15 protein-coding genes and 1 tRNA gene are annotated in these 17659 nt (G+C 38.7%); 8 read left to right on the forward strand and 8 right to left on the reverse strand.

All coding sequences use genetic code 11. The features are described from left to right. Positions 1 to 10: 10 nt before the first annotated feature. The 5 genes from R3E32_29425 to R3E32_29445 form a co-directional block, all read right to left on the reverse strand. Positions 11 to 661, reverse strand: a complete 651-nt coding sequence (locus R3E32_29425) for a hypothetical protein (GenBank protein MEZ4888884.1) — start codon at positions 659 to 661, stop codon at positions 11 to 13. A 45-nt stretch (positions 662 to 706) separates the two neighbouring features. Continuing rightward, positions 707 to 1984 carry a VWA domain-containing protein gene (locus R3E32_29430; GenBank protein ID MEZ4888885.1) on the reverse strand — a complete coding sequence of 426 codons (1278 nt, stop codon included), beginning with the start codon at positions 1982 to 1984 and terminating at the stop codon, positions 707 to 709. A 94-nt stretch (positions 1985 to 2078) separates the two neighbouring features. Further along, on the reverse strand, positions 2079 to 2504 hold the full coding sequence (locus tag R3E32_29435) for an RNA-binding S4 domain-containing protein (GenBank protein ID MEZ4888886.1): 426 nt from the start codon (positions 2502 to 2504) through the stop codon (positions 2079 to 2081). A gap of 413 nt (positions 2505 to 2917) precedes the next feature. Continuing rightward, a tRNA-Asp gene (locus tag R3E32_29440) sits at positions 2918 to 2991 on the reverse strand. Between the two features lie 97 nt (positions 2992 to 3088). Beyond that, on the reverse strand, positions 3089 to 4474 hold the full coding sequence (locus tag R3E32_29445) for a LutB/LldF family L-lactate oxidation iron-sulfur protein (GenBank protein ID MEZ4888887.1): 1386 nt from the start codon (positions 4472 to 4474) through the stop codon (positions 3089 to 3091). 168 nt (positions 4475 to 4642) lie between these two features. On the opposite strand from R3E32_29445, the gene R3E32_29450 reads away from it, so the two are divergent. Beyond that, positions 4643 to 4996, forward strand: a complete 354-nt coding sequence (locus tag R3E32_29450; protein ID MEZ4888888.1) for a hypothetical protein — start codon at positions 4643 to 4645, stop codon at positions 4994 to 4996. Between the two features lie 242 nt (positions 4997 to 5238). Here R3E32_29450 and R3E32_29455 read toward each other — a convergent pair whose 3' ends face one another. Further along, complete coding sequence (locus R3E32_29455) at positions 5239 to 7815, reverse strand: TonB-dependent receptor (GenBank protein MEZ4888889.1); 2577 nt, start codon at positions 7813 to 7815, stop codon at positions 5239 to 5241. Positions 7816 to 8103: 288 nt separating this feature from the next. Continuing rightward, positions 8104 to 8457: a hypothetical protein gene (locus tag R3E32_29460; GenBank protein ID MEZ4888890.1), complete on the reverse strand. Its 354-nt coding sequence runs from the start codon at positions 8455 to 8457 to the stop codon at positions 8104 to 8106. Positions 8458 to 8545: 88 nt separating this feature from the next. On the opposite strand from R3E32_29460, the gene R3E32_29465 reads away from it, so the two are divergent. The 4 genes from R3E32_29465 to R3E32_29480 all read left to right on the forward strand — a co-directional run bounded on the left by R3E32_29465 (position 8546) and on the right by R3E32_29480 (position 12574). Continuing rightward, positions 8546 to 9310 (forward strand): SDR family oxidoreductase, encoded by a 765-nt coding sequence (locus R3E32_29465; protein ID MEZ4888891.1) that lies wholly within the window; start codon positions 8546 to 8548, stop codon positions 9308 to 9310. Positions 9311 to 9430: 120 nt separating this feature from the next. Continuing rightward, complete coding sequence (locus R3E32_29470; protein MEZ4888892.1) at positions 9431 to 10309, forward strand: DMT family transporter; 879 nt, start codon at positions 9431 to 9433, stop codon at positions 10307 to 10309. Positions 10310 to 10351: 42 nt separating this feature from the next. Beyond that, positions 10352 to 11641, forward strand: a complete 1290-nt coding sequence (locus tag R3E32_29475) for an ABC transporter permease (GenBank protein ID MEZ4888893.1) — start codon at positions 10352 to 10354, stop codon at positions 11639 to 11641. 75 nt (positions 11642 to 11716) lie between these two features. Further along, complete coding sequence (locus R3E32_29480) at positions 11717 to 12574, forward strand: Rpn family recombination-promoting nuclease/putative transposase (GenBank protein ID MEZ4888894.1); 858 nt, start codon at positions 11717 to 11719, stop codon at positions 12572 to 12574. 104 nt (positions 12575 to 12678) lie between these two features. On the opposite strand, the gene R3E32_29485 is transcribed toward R3E32_29480, so the two are convergent. After that, on the reverse strand, positions 12679 to 14811 hold the full coding sequence (locus tag R3E32_29485) for an elongation factor G (protein ID MEZ4888895.1): 2133 nt from the start codon (positions 14809 to 14811) through the stop codon (positions 12679 to 12681). A gap of 250 nt (positions 14812 to 15061) precedes the next feature. Here R3E32_29485 and R3E32_29490 point away from each other — a divergent pair, with 250 nt between their 5' ends. The 3 genes from R3E32_29490 (at position 15062) to R3E32_29500 (ending at position 17652) form a co-directional block, all read left to right on the forward strand. Next, positions 15062 to 15535: a hypothetical protein gene (locus tag R3E32_29490; protein ID MEZ4888896.1), complete on the forward strand. Its 474-nt coding sequence runs from the start codon at positions 15062 to 15064 to the stop codon at positions 15533 to 15535. A gap of 77 nt (positions 15536 to 15612) precedes the next feature. Beyond that, positions 15613 to 16287 (forward strand): SPOR domain-containing protein, encoded by a 675-nt coding sequence (locus R3E32_29495; GenBank protein ID MEZ4888897.1) that lies wholly within the window; start codon positions 15613 to 15615, stop codon positions 16285 to 16287. Positions 16288 to 16413: 126 nt separating this feature from the next. After that, the gene (locus R3E32_29500) at positions 16414 to 17652 is read left to right on the forward strand and encodes a hypothetical protein (GenBank protein MEZ4888898.1); all 1239 of its coding nucleotides are present in this window, start codon (positions 16414 to 16416) and stop codon (positions 17650 to 17652) included. Positions 17653 to 17659: the final 7 nt, after the last annotated feature.

Here is a 17659-nt window from a genome sequence, read left to right on the forward strand (position 1 = left end):
AGATACCAATTCAATTCACCGAAAAAGCACTCAAATATTCCACCAATTTCTCATATTGAGGCATCATTTTGTCCCGTAAGGAATGTCTTTGTAGTACAATATGATAGGCTTGAATCAATGTAGGAAGCTGCGGATTATGAGCCATTTGTGCGATGATGACTCCTTTGATACAACGATGCGACTCATTGAAGATAAACCGAGAAGGTTTTTCGGGATAGCGGTTGATGAGTTTGTCAATCGCAGAAATTTGTGAATTGTCCTCCATAAAATCGAAAGCAATTTCCTTCAAAAAATCTTGTATTTTTTTACAAGCCTCTACCAACTCTGCTTGATTCTCCACTTTGAATCGAAAATAAGGTTGCCCCATTATTCGTCCGTAGGTACTGAGTATGGTATGTGATTCTTCATGATAGTCTTTGAGTGTAAGGGTGAATTGATTGGCGAGTTTTTCGACTATATCTATTCGTACCCCTACGCTTAATTCAATCCAAAAAGTTTGTTCGTTTTCCAGAATTGTGAATATACAGTCTTGAAAACCGCCCTGAAATTCTTTTTTGAATTGTAGGTATTTTGGATTATCTATATAGGTGAACCCTGCCGTTTTGAATTTCGGACTAAGGGATTGTTGTATAAGGCTTTGTATGCTTGATTTGTTGAACATAAACGGTAATTTATGTGTAAACAAATGATAGAGGATTTAGGTTGTTTACCGTTTCTTTCTTGACATATAATTTGATCCTCTCGACATCTTTTGAACCATCATAAAATCCGTTTTAGGCATCTCTTTGAGGGTTTCCAATTTTTGTTCGTATGCCAAAATCTGCTCATATTGTCGCTGCAATTCTTCGGAGGCATAGAGGTTCATGTAGGCCTCCAAATAAGTTTTGGCCTGCTGCAAAAGGGATTTGGCTTCATCGTATTGTTGTTTGTCAACGGCTTCCATGCACTGCTCATACAAATCATTGGCTACAAATAAGGCTACGTTTTGAAGGGCAAGGGAATGAACTCCTGTTTGGTAAGTTTCTTGATTCTCTGTTATTTGAAGGGTTAAAGACAATTGTTCTTCAATGGTTTCCAATTTTTCTACCACATCTTCATAACCCAACTGCAATTGGAAATGATAAGGAGCCTCAATGGGCTGTAAAACGTCAAAAGCAATGAGAATGGCCTTTTCTTCTTCTGCAAAAACATCGTTGAAATTGACGGTAATATCTGATTGTCCAATCATTGCAGGATAGCCATACACTTTTTTAGGACGAAAATGACTGTTCGGAAATTGAAGCGTAAGTTTGGTGTTTTGGGCAACAACCGACAACAAACCTTCCAATTCTTTGGCGAAAATTTGAGGAATTTGGTCGGGTTTTTCGATAAAATAATAATTTGCACCGCCAAATTCAGAAAGTTGTGTCATCAGCAATTCGTTGAAGTCTGCCCCAACGCCAAAAGTGGAAAGGGCGATTCCCTGATCTCTAAATTTCTTTTGAGCGATTTGCTGCAATCGATCAGGTTCGGTAATGCCTTGATTGGCAAGTCCATTGGAGAGTAAAAGTGTTCGGTTTACAAAGCCCGATTGTTGGGTGTTTTTGACCTGATTATAACCTTCCAACATGCCACCACTTAGATTGGTCATGCCTCTGGCTTTAATGGTGGTGACTTTTCGGTGTAGATTGGCTTTGTCGGTCACGAGAGTGGATGCGCTGACCACATCTACTTCATTGTCATATTGAACGATAGAAAGGTAATCGTTGGAATTGAGGTTGTCAATCACAAAATCGACGGCTTTTTTGACATAGTTGAGCTTATCGCCTTCCATAGAACCGCTTCTATCAACGACTAAAGAAATGTTCAATGGAACTCGTTCTTGAGCAGTCGGTGCTTTCCCTGCTTTGAGGGTCGCATAGAGGTAAATTTCACGCTTGTTGCTACCTTGAAAAAAGTAGGCATTGTCTAAGTGTGCAGAAAATTGGAGGATGTTTGACGGCATTATTGTTGGTTTTAATGGGTTAATGAAAAGAGTGAAATTTGTATTCACCCACCAAACAACGAATAATGGCACGGCTAAAGTTCCTTAGAATGGATTAATCTGCATCTTCTTCGTCAAAATCATCGTAAAAATCATCCAATACCCGCCGCTCCTTTTTGGTTGGTCGCCCTGTTCCTCTTTCACGAGTCCCCGCAGGATATTCCCAAAAAGCTGATTTTTGCAGCTCACTTGGAGTACGGGGAATAGGAGGAGGAGAAAAGTCTTCGTAACATTCGACTGCAAGTTTTGCACTGACCCTTTTTTCAATCAATTTGACTACCTTCAATACTTTCTTTTCTTGTCCTTTTTGGGAGGAGATGGTATCTCCAACTTGCACCATTCTGGAAGATTTTACACTTTTTCCTTCAATTTTTACACGGCCTGCTTTGCACGCATCGCTTGCTAAGGTGCGGGTTTTGAATACCCGTACTGCCCACAACCATTTGTCTACCCGTACTTTTGATTCTGAATTATCTGACATACATTGATTCTATTTCATACTGGATGGTAACTAAACAATGCCAATATAGCAATGTTTAGTTGGTCAAACCAACATCATTCTAAGAAAAAAAGTTGCAATTGTGGGAATTAATTATTGAGGTTTAGGTTTGAATTTATAATTTGAAGTATAGCCAGTATAGAAAAAAATGTTCTTTTGACTTGGCGGGAAAGTAGGTTTTTAAGGGTATAACAATGTCATTAATTCGACAGAAAATTTGTTGAAAATCAATGATTGTTAAGGGGTTGAAACGATTCTAAGTGGACTGGACTATACCTGCGACCTTCCCAATGATTTGGGACTGATATTCTAACGAGTTGCCTGTCGATTCAATTAGTTGAATAAAAAAACCCTTGCAAATTATTCATTTACAAGGGTTATGAACCGCATCTAAGCGGTCTGGACGGGATTCGAACCCGCGACCTCCTGCGTGACAGGCAGGCATTCTAACCAGCTGAACTACCAAACCGAACTAGAATTATAGTCGTTTGCCAACGTTTCCGTTAGCGTGTGCAAATATAGAACGTTTTCTAATAAACACACAAGTTTTTGAAAAAAAAAGCCAATTATTTTTTATTTTTTTCCTCCGACAACCACCATTCATTAAAAGACTGTTTCGCCACCTTTGGCAATAGCCGCCTATCACCCCAACTATTGCCGAAAGCCAAACGAAAAAGAAAGTTCTTCGCAAAAGCTCCACCTCGATTCATCATTTTTCTGTCCAACATCGTTTTCGACCAGATAGACCAAATGAAAGTTTCTGTCTGAGCCGCAAATTCTTGCTCTATCGCATCCCGTCGATTATAGAGTAATAAATTGTGTAGATTGATATTTACCGCACAAGCTTCTGAGCAATTCCCGCAGAGCGAGGAGGCCTGACTCAAATGACCAAAATCTTTTTGTCCTTTCAGGTGTGGCGTAATCACCGAACCAATTGGACCACTATAAGTTGTACCATAAGTATGCCCTCCGATTGTTTTGTAAACAGGACAAGCATTGAGGCAAGCACCGCAGCGAATACAGTAGAGTGCTTCTCTTTTTTCGATGTCAGCCAACAATTTTGTGCGATTGTTGTCGAGCAAAATTACGTACATTTCCTCCGGGCCGTCCGTTTCGTTCGGTTGACGGGGGCCGAGAAATAGGGTGTTGTAAACGCTGATTTTTTGACCCGTCCCAAAAGTAGCAAGCAAAGGGAGATAATCCGATAGGTCATTGAAGGAAGGAATTACTTTTTCTAAACCTACAATGGCGATATGCACTTTTGGAAAAGCGGTGGTCATTCTGGCATTTCCTTCGTTTTCGGTGATAGAAATTGCTCCAATATCTGCCACAATAAAGTTGGCTCCTGTGATGCCAATATCTGCATCCATATATTTCTGCCTTAATTTTTCACGGGCTACCATGGTGAGTTGAGAAGGTGTTGCATCGAGAGGAGTATTGAGTTTTTCGTGGAAAAGTTTGGCAACGTCTTCTTTGGATTTGTGCATTGCAGGAGTGACGATGTGGTAGGGTTTTTCTCCTGCCAGTTGTACAATGTATTCCCCTAAATCCGTTTCTGCTACTTCAATGCCCAGCTTTTCCAAATGTTCGTTTAATTCGATTTCTTCGGTTGCCATAGACTTCGATTTGACCACCAACTTGGCATTTTTGGATTTCACGATTTCTTCAATGGCAGCCAATGCCTGTTCGGTCGTTTCAGCCCAAATCACCTTGCCGCCTCTTTTGGTAAATTGACGTTCAAACTGTTCTAAATTTTCCCCTAAGTTTTCAATCGCTTCCCACTTCGTATTTTTTGCCCATTTGCGAGCCGCTTCTAAATGAGTATATTGCGCTTTGCCTTTTTCGACTGTTGCTGCATATTTTCCCATATTAAATTGTATGGTTTTGCGGTGTTTGGAGTCGAAGGCCTTTTTTTCGGCAGCTGCTTTGAAGTTTGTTAGGTTGTTAGACATATTTGAAGATACATTCTTTTATTGTCATGTAAATGCAATTGCAAGCTAAACAAAATACCAGATAGTTTCGAAGGCATCCTGTATTTCTGAAAAAATATTGCTTTATTAGGCCAAACTATTTCATCAATTTCGTATTATTACTTTTTCAAAACTCAAAAAATATAAATAATGAAAGCTCATACAGCAAGTTTGATAAATGCCGTTTTGTTGATTGTACTGGGTGCTTGGGGTTATTTTGGTTCTGCCACTCCTTCCCCAACGGCTTTGATTCCTGTAATATTTGGCGTTATACTCGTAGCTATGAATAGTGGTGTAAAAAAGGAAAACAAAATTATTGCTCACCTTGCAGTGTTGCTTACCTTATTAATTCTCTTTGGCCTGGTGAAACCACTGATGGGGGCAATGGATAGAGATGATGCGATGGCAATAGTAAGAGTAGGGGTGATGATACTTTCGACTATTGTGGCTTTGGTTTATTTCATCAAGAGTTTTATTGATGCCAGAAAAAGCCGTCAGGCATAGTCTAATTAAAGACAAAACGAAGGGGCGTAAATTTTCTCTTTCGGTTGAATATCATAAAAAAAGCCAAGTTTCGTAGAATAAAGAAACTTGGCTTTTGTATTGTTAATCATTTTTTGGTTTAATCCACTCCTTTCCAAATTTAGACTTGACCAAACTCAATGTATCTGCGGTCATAAATACTTTTTTTGCAGTAGTGTCTAAAAAAGAACGTTGAATATTAAGTGTGTTCCACAGTCTTTGTTTTACTTCAATCTATACCTCAATCCCCCATACACCATCCTTCCAAAAATAGGTCCCCAAACCAAAGAGCTATCAAAATATTCTCCGAAAGGGTCGCTACTTGCGATAATGGGGTTTTCTTGTCGGAAATGGAACAAATTCTCTGCTCCTACATAGACTTCAAAACGCTCTGCCCAACTTTTGGTGACTTGCGTATTGGCCGTAAAAAAAGCGGGTGAATAGGTTTCCAAGCGATAAGGTTCAGGGTTGCTTACCGTTGAAGGAATCCGTTTTTCACCTTGCCAATTGAGCGTGAAGTCAAACTTCCATTCGCTTTCAGTGTGGTAGCCCAAATTGATGAACGCCCGATGTTTGGAAGTTAATGGTTTCTGTAATAAATTACCATCGAAGGTCATTTTTACATCATTCAGGCGATACGCCAAGCGCACATCCAATCTCGGTAGAATTTCCATGTCCACTTGTGCCTGCAAACTGTTGGAGTAAGATTTTCCATCGAGGTTGTAAAGATGCAATTCTTGGGGACTTTGTTCGTAATCTGCAATGATTTGATTCACAAAATGGGTGCGGTAATAATCCAGACCCAAACTTGCTGTTTTTTCGCCAAGAGTAATTTCTTGCGTCAAATTCAAACCAAAATTCCAAGCCACTTCTGCATCCAAACCATAGGGTAAATCTGTGTTTTGATGGTCAATAATGATGCTGCGATTGGAGGCAAAAACGCCGATGTTTTCTGCAAAAATATTGGCTGTTTTTTGTCCACGACCCATTGAAGCCCGCAAAACCGTTTTTTCAGTAGGCGCATACCGCAAGTGCATACGAGGAGTAGCGAAAAAGCCGTAGTTGTTGTGGTAATCGCCTCTAAGTCCCACTACTGCGCTGAATTTTTCACTTTGGGTATAGGTGTATTCAAAATAAGCACCCGGCACAGCTTCGTTGCGTTCATATTGAGTAGATTCCACATTTTCATCAAATTTGTCGTACTGAAAACTCACCCCTGTTTTGAATTGGTGGTTGGTATTGTCAAAAATACTTTGGTAAATCAAGTTGGCATACAGTGATTTTTGTGTAGCATCGTAGTTTCTCAAACCAAAATAGGCTTTTTGGTCGTGGTGAACAACAGAAAACTGAGAACCAAAACTGGAAAAAGGTTTTTTCGGAAAAACCTTACCCATTTTGAGCCATCCTTCAAAGCGGTTTGTTTCAATATTTGCACGCCACAACCCAATTCCAATCCGCTTATTCCCACCGTCAAAAATTTCCTGTCCACTCGTATTGTCCACCAAAGTTGCTTTTACGCCAAATTGCCCTTCCAAACCATTCTTGCCCGTAAATTTCCAGCGATTGATAGCAATGAATTGATTGCCAGTTGGATTGTCCAAAAAACCATCCTCATTTTTATCGAATTTTGCTTGTTGGTATTTGCCGTGCAACAAAAGACCTGTCTGCCATTTGTCGCTCAAACGGTGACTAAAATTGGCATTTGCCTCCAAACGTCCGCCTTCATTGGCGTATAGATTCAAATACACTTTTTCGCTGTTTTGGGGCTTTTTGAGTTCCACATTTATTTGTCCTGCAATGCTTTCAAAGCCATTGACGACCGAGCCTGTGCCTTTGTTGAGCTGGATACCCTCAATCCAATGCCCTGGCGTATAAGTAAAACCATACAAAGCCGCCAAACCTCGAATATTGGGCATGTTTTCCCGCCCAATTTGGACATAAGGGCCTGCCAAACCCAACATTTGAATCTGTCGTGTGCCTGTGACTGCATCCGTAAAACTCACATCTACCGAAGGATTGGTTTCAAAACTTTCGGACAGATTGCAGCAAGCAGCTTTCAACAATTCTCCTTCCCCGATTTGTTGGGTTTTGATGGGATTGAGGAACGAAACTTCGGTTGTTTTCTTGCGGTAAGCTACTTCAATTTCCTCCAATGTGAGACTGTTTTCCAGTTCTATTTGCACGTTGGACAAACCTTCCATGTTGAGTGTATCGCTTCCTAAGCCCACAAAACTGACTACTAACCAGTTGGTTTCGGAAGTTTTAGGTAGGTAAAACTGTCCATTTTCGTCGGTCGTTGTACCGATGATGGTATTCGCCCAATACACATTGGCACTGTATAAGGGTTGCAAATTTTCGTTTTCGTCTGCGGCATAGACTTTTCCTTTGAGTTCTCCTAATTCTATGTGGATAGTTGAATTGTTGCTATTTGATGCTTCCTCCTTATGGGATTCAATGACGGCTTCTGAACGGTATTTACAACATCCATGCAGGTTGTTATAGACTTCATCGCTTGCTTTCACTTTCTCGGTGTCGTGTCCTACGGATGCAAGGTTTTGGTGAAGTTGGTCTTCGTTGAAGTTTTTGGGATGGAAGGAAACTTGTAGCTGTTTGGTTGATACATTCCAATCAGCCGTTTTTACGCCTTTGGTGTGAATAGCAGCATCTTCTATGCGTTTTTTACACATTCCACAAACTCCGTTGACTTCCATAGTGAGAGAGTTGTCTTTTGGTTGGGCTGATAAATTGAAGTAAAGAAGGAATGTTGAAATGGCTAATAGCCATAGATATATTGATTTCATTTTGATGTTTTTAATTGGTTGATAATGTGTTTTGAACCACAAAAGGCACAAAGAAGACAAAAGTTTTTGTGTTGCTGAACCATAGAAAAAAAGATAAAAGAGGTTTTCATTTCTCTTTTTTTTTCGCATTGTGTCTAACCTACGTTTCGGTCATATTTCACAGAGCATTGAAAATCAAATTTAATAATAATTAAAAATCTATCAATTGAGATAAAAATAATTTCTTAATAATTTGATTTTCATTTTATTATAAAAAAAAATTATCGAAATGTAGGGTCTAAGAAAAAATCAACCAATTTGTGGCGGTTGCCATATCGGACGAAAATACTCAAAGGAGTATTGAAAAGTAAAATGAGAAGTGGGAGAGAGGTTGTAAAGAATTCTGGGTGAAATGTTTATGAATATTTGTTGATGGATGGTAATATGAATATTACAACAAATACAACTGCAAGAGGAATTGCAATCGTGTTTTGTGTTGGAATCATTCTTATTGTCGGTATGATTTGTTTGGCTGCAATGAGCATGAGGGTTCGTTTCCTGATGGTTTTCTTGTTGTAAGGTCATACAACAGAAACCATTGGAGGAAGGGCGAATGGTTAGCCCCAAAATGAACATAGCTAATATGATAGAGATAATTTTCATGCAATTGCTGCAAATATAAACGAAATGGAGGAAACAGGTGTTGCAAAATTTGTACTTTCGGGTGCATAATCTTCAAATGTTATAGCAAATGAAAAATTGGAAACTTACAGGGCAGAGGGCTTTGGTGACAGGAGGAACAAAGGGAATTGGTTTGGCGATTGCGGAAGAAATGCTGCAATTGGGTGCAAGGGTGTTTATTACGGCCCGAAATGGAGAACAAGTAGGATTGCAGGTTGAAAAATGGCGACAAGAAGGTTTTGAGGTGTCAGGCTTTGCAGCAGATATGAGTAAACAGGAAGATAGGCAAGCTCTTATTACAGCAGTGAAAAGGGAGTGGAACGGCTTGGATATCTTGGTGAACAATGTGGGAACGAATATTCGCAAACGGATTCAGGATTATGATGATTCGGAATATAGGCATATTATGCAGACCAATTTGGATTCGGTGTATGAACTCTGCAAAATGACTTATCCTTTATTGAAGGTAGGCAATCAGGCGAGTGTGGTGAATATTTCTTCGGTGGCGGGAATGATGAGCATCAAAAGTGGGGTCATTTACGGTATGACGAAAGCGGCGATGATTCATCTTACCAAAAACTTGGCGGTGGAATGGGCGGCTGATTGGATTCGTGTCAATACGGTTGCACCGTGGTACATTCGCACGCCTTTGGTAGAAGGGGTTTTGGGAAAGCCTGATTATTTGGAGGAGGTGATTTACCGAACGCCATTGAAGCGAATTGGAGAACCGATTGAAGTGGCTTCAACGGTGGCGTTTTTGTGTATGCCTGCGGCGAGTTATATCACAGGGCAGTGTATTGCAGTAGATGGAGGATTTACTATCAATGGATTTTGAGGCGATTGTGATTTTGTGTAATCTCGAAAAAAAATTGTTTTCTTTTTTTCGAAAAATCCTGTAATATTATTTCAAAGTAGCCTATATGCTGATTTTGATTTTTCTACTTATCTTTCCACAATGAAAGACCATTTACACCTTCATTTTATTGTCCTAATTTTTGGTTTTACAGGTATACTGGGTAAACTGATTACGCTTCCCGCTGCCGATTTGGTATTTTACCGGATGTTGTTGGCCGCAATTGGTATGTTTGGTTTTGCGGTATTGACCAAGAAAAGGCTGCGTTTGCCGAGAATGGTTTTGGCGCAAATATTTGGCGTAGGCATCATTGTTGCAGTGCATTGGATTACTTTTTTTGGAGCTATCAAAGCTTCAAATGTGTCTGTGGCTTTGGGATGTATGGCGAGTGCGACCTTATTTACGAGCTTCTTGGAACCAATTTTTGATAAAAAGCGTATTGCGGTAAGCGAGGTAGTTTTGGGATTGGTCATTATCATTGGTTTGTACATCATCACCCAGTTTGCGCTTCAATATTTGTGGGGCATTGCTTTGGCTTTGACTTCTGCGTTTTTGGCGGCACTGTTTGGTGTGATGAACAAACACTTGGTTCGCAAGTACGATGCAGGTATTGTTTCGATGTATGAAATGATGTCAGGATTTGTGTTTATTGCCCTTTATTTTACCTTTACTCAGAGTATCAGCGTGTTGCCAATGAATATTCCTGCAATGGATATTTTCTATGTATTGATATTGGCGTTACTTTGTACAACTTATGCTTTTATAGCGATGAATTATTTGTTAGAGCGATTGTCGGCTTATACCGTTGCTTTGGCAATCAATATGGAGCCTGTTTATGCCATTATTCTGGCGTATTGGATTTTTGGAGATTCGGAGCGAATGCACTTGGGTTTTTACATTGGTGCGTTGATTATTATTGCTTCAATTGCAGTGTATCCGTTTTTGAATAAACCACAAACGGGACCTTCAAACCCAATATAAAACAATATTCACCTTTCAATATATTAACTCAATCCAAAAAGAATGAATAAAATATTCCTGATTTTCAAGCGTGAATACCTAACAAAAGTTCGGAAGAAGTCTTTTATTATTGTCACTTTGTTGGTACCTCTGGGCATTATCGCCATGTTTGGTTTCCAGATAGGAATTATCTTGTGGAGTTCGGAAGATGCCCGCATTTTGGTAAAAGACGAGAGTAATATTTTTACCTTGGCGGATTCTGATTCGGGAATGATTCGTTTCAAAGCGGTGAATACGCCTTTGGAGGAATTGAAGGAAAGCTACATAGAGGATGGATACAATGGGATTCTTTATATTCCTAAAATCAATATTGACAATCCGAATGGGGTGAAATATATTTCTGACAAATCGTTGGGAATGAAAATCAAGGACTACATTGAAGATGAATTGAGTGACCAACTCATTAAGAGGCGTTTGGAAATGGAAGGTTTGGACAACAAAACTTATAATAATATCCAAAAGACTCGGGTAAACGTTGGTGATCAAAGTGCTACGGGTGAAACGGTAGCGAGTTCGGGAATGGCGGCGATAGTTGGTTTTGGGATGGGTTTTTTGATGTACATTGTTATTTTTATGTATGGTGCGATGATTATGCGGAGTGTGATGGAGGAGAAAACGAATCGCATTGTTGAAATTATTCTTTCATCGGTTAAGCCTTTTAAGTTGATGATGGGTAAGATATTGGGGGTTGGGGCTGTTGGGTTGACGCAATATGCTATTTGGATTGTGTTGTTGGTGATTATCAATTTTGTAATGGCTTTTTTGGTAGGTGATTCTATCAATCCCAATCAAGTCGGGGGTGCAAGCCCACAAGATATGGATGCGGCTATGGAAATGATTGAAACGCTGCAAATGCAGTTTGCTACCTTACCTATAGGTTTGATTATTATCGGATTTTTGTTTTATTTCATTACAGGGTATGTGTTTTATGCTGCTTTGTATGCAGGTTTGGCTTCGGCTATCAACGATGAAAGCGATGCTCAAACATTGACCTTTCCGATTGCGATTCCCATTATTATCTCCATCATCATTTTGTCGGGAATGTTGGATTCCCCCAACAGCAGCATTGCAGTATGGGCTTCTATCATTCCGTTTTCTGCCCCTATTATCATGCCCGCACGTTTGGCGTTTGGGATGCCTCCGATTTGGCAATTGCTTATTTCGGGAGTCTTGATGATTGCGGCCGCATTGTTTGCCGTTTGGTTAGCTGCAAAAATATACAAGGTAGGCATTTTGATGCGTGGTAAGAAGGTGACATTTAGAGAGATTGGTAAATGGTTGACCTATTCCTAAGAAACATATCTTTGAAAGGTATTGTTAAACTGAGGTAATTTTATATCTTACATTGTAGCAAATGAACCTATCAAAATGACAAGCAATATACCAGATAAATATATCAATCCTCTAACTGATTTTGGTTTTAAAAAACTTTTTGGAAGCGAACCAAATAAAGATTTGTTAATAGATTTTTTAAATTTGTTTTTACCTCCTAAGCACACCATTAAAAATCTCACTTATACCAAGAATGAACATCTTGGTGAAACTCTTTTGGACAGAAAAGCTATTTTTGATATTTATTGTGATAGTATTACAGGTGAAAAATTCATTGTTGAAGTACAAAAAGCCAAGCAGACTTACTTCAAAGATAGAAGCATTTATTATGCTACTTTTCCTGTTCAAGAACAAGCTAAGAGGGGTGATTGGAATTTTAAATTGGCGGCTGTTTACACCATTAGTATATTGGATTTTATTTTTGACGACCATACTGAAGATGATAATTTGCTTCACTTTGTAGAATTGAAGAATCAAGACGGTACAGTTTTTTACGATAAACTGAAATTCATTTATTTAGAGCTTCCAAAATTTAAAAAAACAGAAAAAGAATTGGTTAGTAGATTTGATAAATGGGTATTTGTTTTTCGACATTTAGCAGAACTACAAAAACGGCCTAAAGCCTTACAAGAAAGAATTTTTGAAAGATTGTTTGAGGCAGCTGAAATTGCAAAATTTACACCCGCCGAACGAGAAGCTTATCAAATCAGTTTGAAATATTACCGAGATCTCAAAAATGTAGTAGATACTTCCAAAGAAGAAGGGTTGAAAGAAGGCGAGGAAATAGGAATAAGGAAAGGTGAAGAAATAAGAATAAAAAAAGGACTTGAACAAGTAGCAAAAAATATGAAAGAGGAATGGATAGTGCTATTATCTCTCAAGTTACAGGATTGAGTGAACAAGAGGTTAAGAAACTCTAGCAAATTTTACTACTGAAAATGGCGAAATAGAATTCATCTATTTCGCCATTTGTCTTTTAAGGTTTGAACTTCAATCCTCTACTCCTCGTCTGTTGAAGATTTGTGTTCAGCAATCAATCGGTCTTGAATGTCACGAGGAACAGCTGCATACTCCGCAAACGCTTGTCTATGTTTGGCCCTACCCTGCGAAAGCGAGCGAAGGGTGGAAGAATATTTGTACAACTCCATTAAAGGTACTTTTGCCTTGATAATTTGGTAGTGTCCAGCTGCCTCCATACCCATAATCATGGCTCTTCGGGTTTGTAAATCACCCATCACATCGCCCATTCCCTCTTCCGTTACCATGACTTCCACATCACATACAGGCTCCATCAATTGAGGGTTCGCATCTTGAAAACCATTTTTAAACGCTTGAGAAGCCGCCAATTTGAAAGACATATCATTGGAGTCCACAGCGTGCATCTTTCCGTCATAGACACTCACCCGCACATCCCGCACATAAGAACCCGTCAAAGGACCATCTTCCATTTTTTCCTGAATCCCCTTCGTAATCGCATTCATGTATTTGGCATCAATTGCTCCTCCAACCACACAGTTGTTGACAACCAATTTTCCGCCCCAAGGAAGGTCAATTTCATCTGTATTCCGCACATTCAAATCTTTAGGAGCAGGCATTCCTTCATAATATGGTTCTATCAACATGTGTACTTCTCCAAATTGCCCTGCGCCACCTGATTGTTTTTTGTGGCGATAGACCGAATTGGTTGACTTGGTAATGGTTTCTCTGAACTCTATTTTGGGTCTAACATAATCAAATGCCAACTTGCCGTTCTGTTCATTGATGCGCCATTTGGTCAATTGAAGGTGCAATTCTCCTTGGCCACTTATCAACGTTTGCTTCAATTCTTTTGAAAACTCAATTTGAAGTGTAGGGTCTTCTCCATGCAATTGATGGAGAATTTGGGCTAATTTTTCCATATCCGCTTTGTTCTCAGCATCAATAGCTACCCGAATACGTGGAGAAGGAAACACAATTGGTTCAATAACAACCTCGTGATGTTTAGGAGACAAAGTCGTATTAGAGCCTGTATTCTTCAATTTCACTGTTACCCCAATATCGCCTGCCTTCATTTCATTCAAGTTCACTCTTTGCTTACCATTTAGCGTATAAATTTGATTGATACGCTCATGCGAACTATTTGCAGTATTGATCAAGTCTGTTCCAGAAGTGAGTGTTCCCGAATAGACTTTAAAAAAAGATAAATTGCCCAAGTTTTGTTCATGTGCTGTTTTATATACAAACACAACAGGTTCACCACTCGCATCACAAACCAATTTTTCTCCTTCAATGGTTTTGATAGCAGGAACTTCGTGAGGTGCAGGGCCGTGATCTGCAATAAAACCCAACACACGCCCACTCCCCATATTCTGTTTTGCAGAACAACAGAACAAAGGAAAGATATCTTGTTGAACAATGGCTTTTTTTAAGCCCTTAGCCATCTCATTCTCCGTCAATTCACCTTGTTCAAAATAAAGTTCCATCAAGCTTTCATCGTTCACTGCAATGGCTTCAATCAATTCATTGTGCAAATCTTCCGCTCTGCCTCTTACCTCAGCAGGGATTTCTACTTTTTCGGGCCTTCCCCCATCATCAGGAAATTGGTACATCACCATTTTTAGCACATCCACAATGCCATTGAAGTCTGTTCCTGAATTGTAAGGAAACTGCACAACTGTTACATTGTTGCCAAATCTTGATTTTGCTTGTTCTACCGTATCATCAAAATTTGCTTTGTCATTGTCAAGTTGATTGATTACAAATACAGTAGGTGTTAGAAATTTTTGGATATATTCCCATATAATCTCAGTTCCCACTTCCACACCATTTTGAGCATTCAACACCATCACCCCCAAATCTGCCACACGCAAAGACGAAATTACTTCTCCAATAAAATCGTCGAAACCCGGAGTATCAATAATATTGACTTTGTCCTCCTTCCAATTCAAGTGCAACAAAGTAGCAAACATACTATTGCCCCTTTTCTGCTCAATCTCATGGTAATCAGAAACCGTATTCTGACCTTCTACGGTTCCTCGTCTCGTTGTTTCGCCTGCTTCAAACAACATGGCTTCTGCTAAAGTCGTTTTACCAGAGCCTTGATGTCCAAGCAAGACAACATTCTTGATTTTGTTTGTGTCAAATGCCTTCATAATGTGTAAGTTAAGGTTTTTTAAAAAAGTGAGATATTATTTGTGTTTTCTTTTGGATTTTTCTTGCTAAATGTATGAAAAATTACTAAGAAATTCCCAACAACCATTACAAAAAAAACCTAATTAATGATTTCTAAAAAAAAGTTTACCTTTAAACGTCCTAATTTTGTGGAGGTCTTAACTAAGATTCAAAAACAATTGATGACCTTCAAAGTAATTTTTTTTTCACTTAAAAAAATAGATTAGATATATGAACAACAACCATCATTATCCATTATTTTCTATCAAAATCCTTGGCATTTTCTTATTGGGTATTTTATTGACCTTCAATGCTTGTGAAACGGAAGTATTGAATACCTGCTCTACCAATATCACAAATACAGATGTGTCTGACACCAATTTTGATGCAGGAACAACATTGACAGGTGAAGTCAGTTTTAAAGAAACTATTGGTTTAGACAATTTGCAGTTACAAAGTATGGTACAGTGGTATTTGTCAAATGATCAAAATTTTGGAGGAGATACTCAATTGGTTGCTTTCTTAGACAATAGCCAAACGAATAGAACTGGTGACAATGTACGATTGACATTTGATCAGATTGATATTCCTGTTAATCAGGCAAGTGGGAATTATTTTCTAATTGTTCATTTGAATGGACAACCTTGTGGAGGAGGTGAAGTATCAGATGATGATACAGAAGTTATTGCAGTGACTATCAACTAAATTTTGTGCGTTTAAAATATTTTTTTGGCAACTCAAAAAAATACTTTATATTGAGGCAATAACATAAACCTAATAAGATGAATAAAACGCTTCAATTAGTAGTGATGACTATGCTAATGGGTCTGTTGGTTCAGACACTAGCACATGCTCAAACAAAAGAGAATTACTCCCCCCAAACAAAAAATGAGGTAACAACCAAAACGGCTCAAACTATCTACAAAGTACAGATTGGAGCTTATCGTTATCCTGAGTGGAACAACTTTGAACAGTTCTACAATATTGGCTCTGTCTATAGAGAAGAAACCAAAAGTGGTTTGTGGAGAATCATCATTGGCGATTATGCCACAAAGGAAGAATCCAATAAAACATTGCAACTCATCCAAAATGCGGGGTATAAGGATGCTTATGTGTTTGAAGACAAGGTGGTAGTGCCATTCAAGTCTCGAAAACTATTGAATCCTACTACCTTTAATACTCCTGCCGAGTCGGGAGATTTAACAAACTCTGCCAACAAAAATGCAGATGAAGCGTATATAATACAAGTAGCTGTGTATAGCAACATAGATTTCACCAATTTTTTAGACATCGCCAATGTTGGGAACATTTATCTCGAAAAATCAAATGAATTAACCAAAGTAGCAGTTGGTAAATACCGAACCCAAAATGCCGCAGAACAAGCTCTAAAACGACTCAAAACACTTGGATACACCAAAGCGTTTATTCGTATGGTGAATGTTAACTTTGGAGAATGATGTGTGTAGCCCCTGACGTTCTCCTAATTATTTTATAAAACAAACCCCAATAAAACCAATAATATGAGATACTACACGAGTCAATTAATAAAAATAACATTATCGGTGATATTGTTTATCTTTTGTATGAATAATATACTTGTAGCTCAAATAAGTACTAATTCAACAAACACACCGAAAGTAGAAACCCGCTACCAAATCCAATTAGCTGCCTATAAAAATCCGCAACTGATTCAACTGGACAATTTCAACAATGTAGGTCATGCCATTACTATCGAAAAAAGCAATAACGACATTCATCGAGTACTTATAAAGGATCTTTATGATGAAGCATCTGCAAAAACTGCTTTGGCAATTGTTCAAGCCAAAGGCTACAAAGATGCTTTTTATACAACTTACAAAGCAGAGGAAGTTGTATCATCAATAGAAACTTACAACCCTGAAGTACCTTCTATAAACACTACCATACAACCTATCTCTAACAATGAGTTAGATAAATCTAAGAATGAAGTTTTTTTGGTGGAATTGGGGGCATTCGAATCCGTCAATCTTTTGCACAATACAGCAGCAATCCGCAGTATGGGCGAACTGTTTCGCCAAAAAGTGGATGGTGGAGAAAGAATTTATATAGGAGTATTTGACGATCTTGCATTGGCAGAATTAACCCTCAAAAAAGTGCAAGCGCAAGGTTATAATACAGCAGGCCTGAGAAAAGTAGAACGCTCTAAAATATTGAATACCAATCAACAAAATGCGCCTATTCAGAATGTGTCGGATAACAGTTACACCCAACCTGCTCCTATAGCAGCGGCTAGTGTGGGTACGGTTAACCAAGTTTTTGAAAAAATGAACTTCCATATTTTCAAAGTAGAAGCTTACGATCCAACGATCAGCAACAGTTTTGTGAATACGATGTTAGAAGGCGAAAAACTTTCTCCTGCTATTTTGGCATTTTTTGAAAATAATGCAGACAAAACCTTTCAATATTTCGGCATAGGTAGTTTTGATATCAACCCTACTTATACCGCTTATATGATGCGAACTGGTAAAGGGGCGTTTCACAACGACAACAACATCTATCTGTATGTCTATGACCAAGCCAACAAAAAAATAGTTGGCAAAGAATTAATTAGTAGCGTATTGACTACTACTAATACATACAGCAAAATCCAAACATGGATTACAGATGCCAACAAAGATGGTTTTTTAGACTTGTTGATTTACAATAAATCTGAAACAACTACCCCTGATGGTCAATATGCCAGCAACAACGAATTGGTAGGAAAAGTATGGACAGGTAGTGCTTATACGGTTGCAGATATAAAAGATGCTTCCAAATTGAAGGAAAAATTGGGGGTAAATTAACATTAGA

Source organism: Chitinophagales bacterium (assembly GCA_041392475.1).
In the GTDB taxonomy this organism is placed as follows: Bacteria; Bacteroidota; Bacteroidia; order Chitinophagales; family UBA2359; genus JAUHXA01.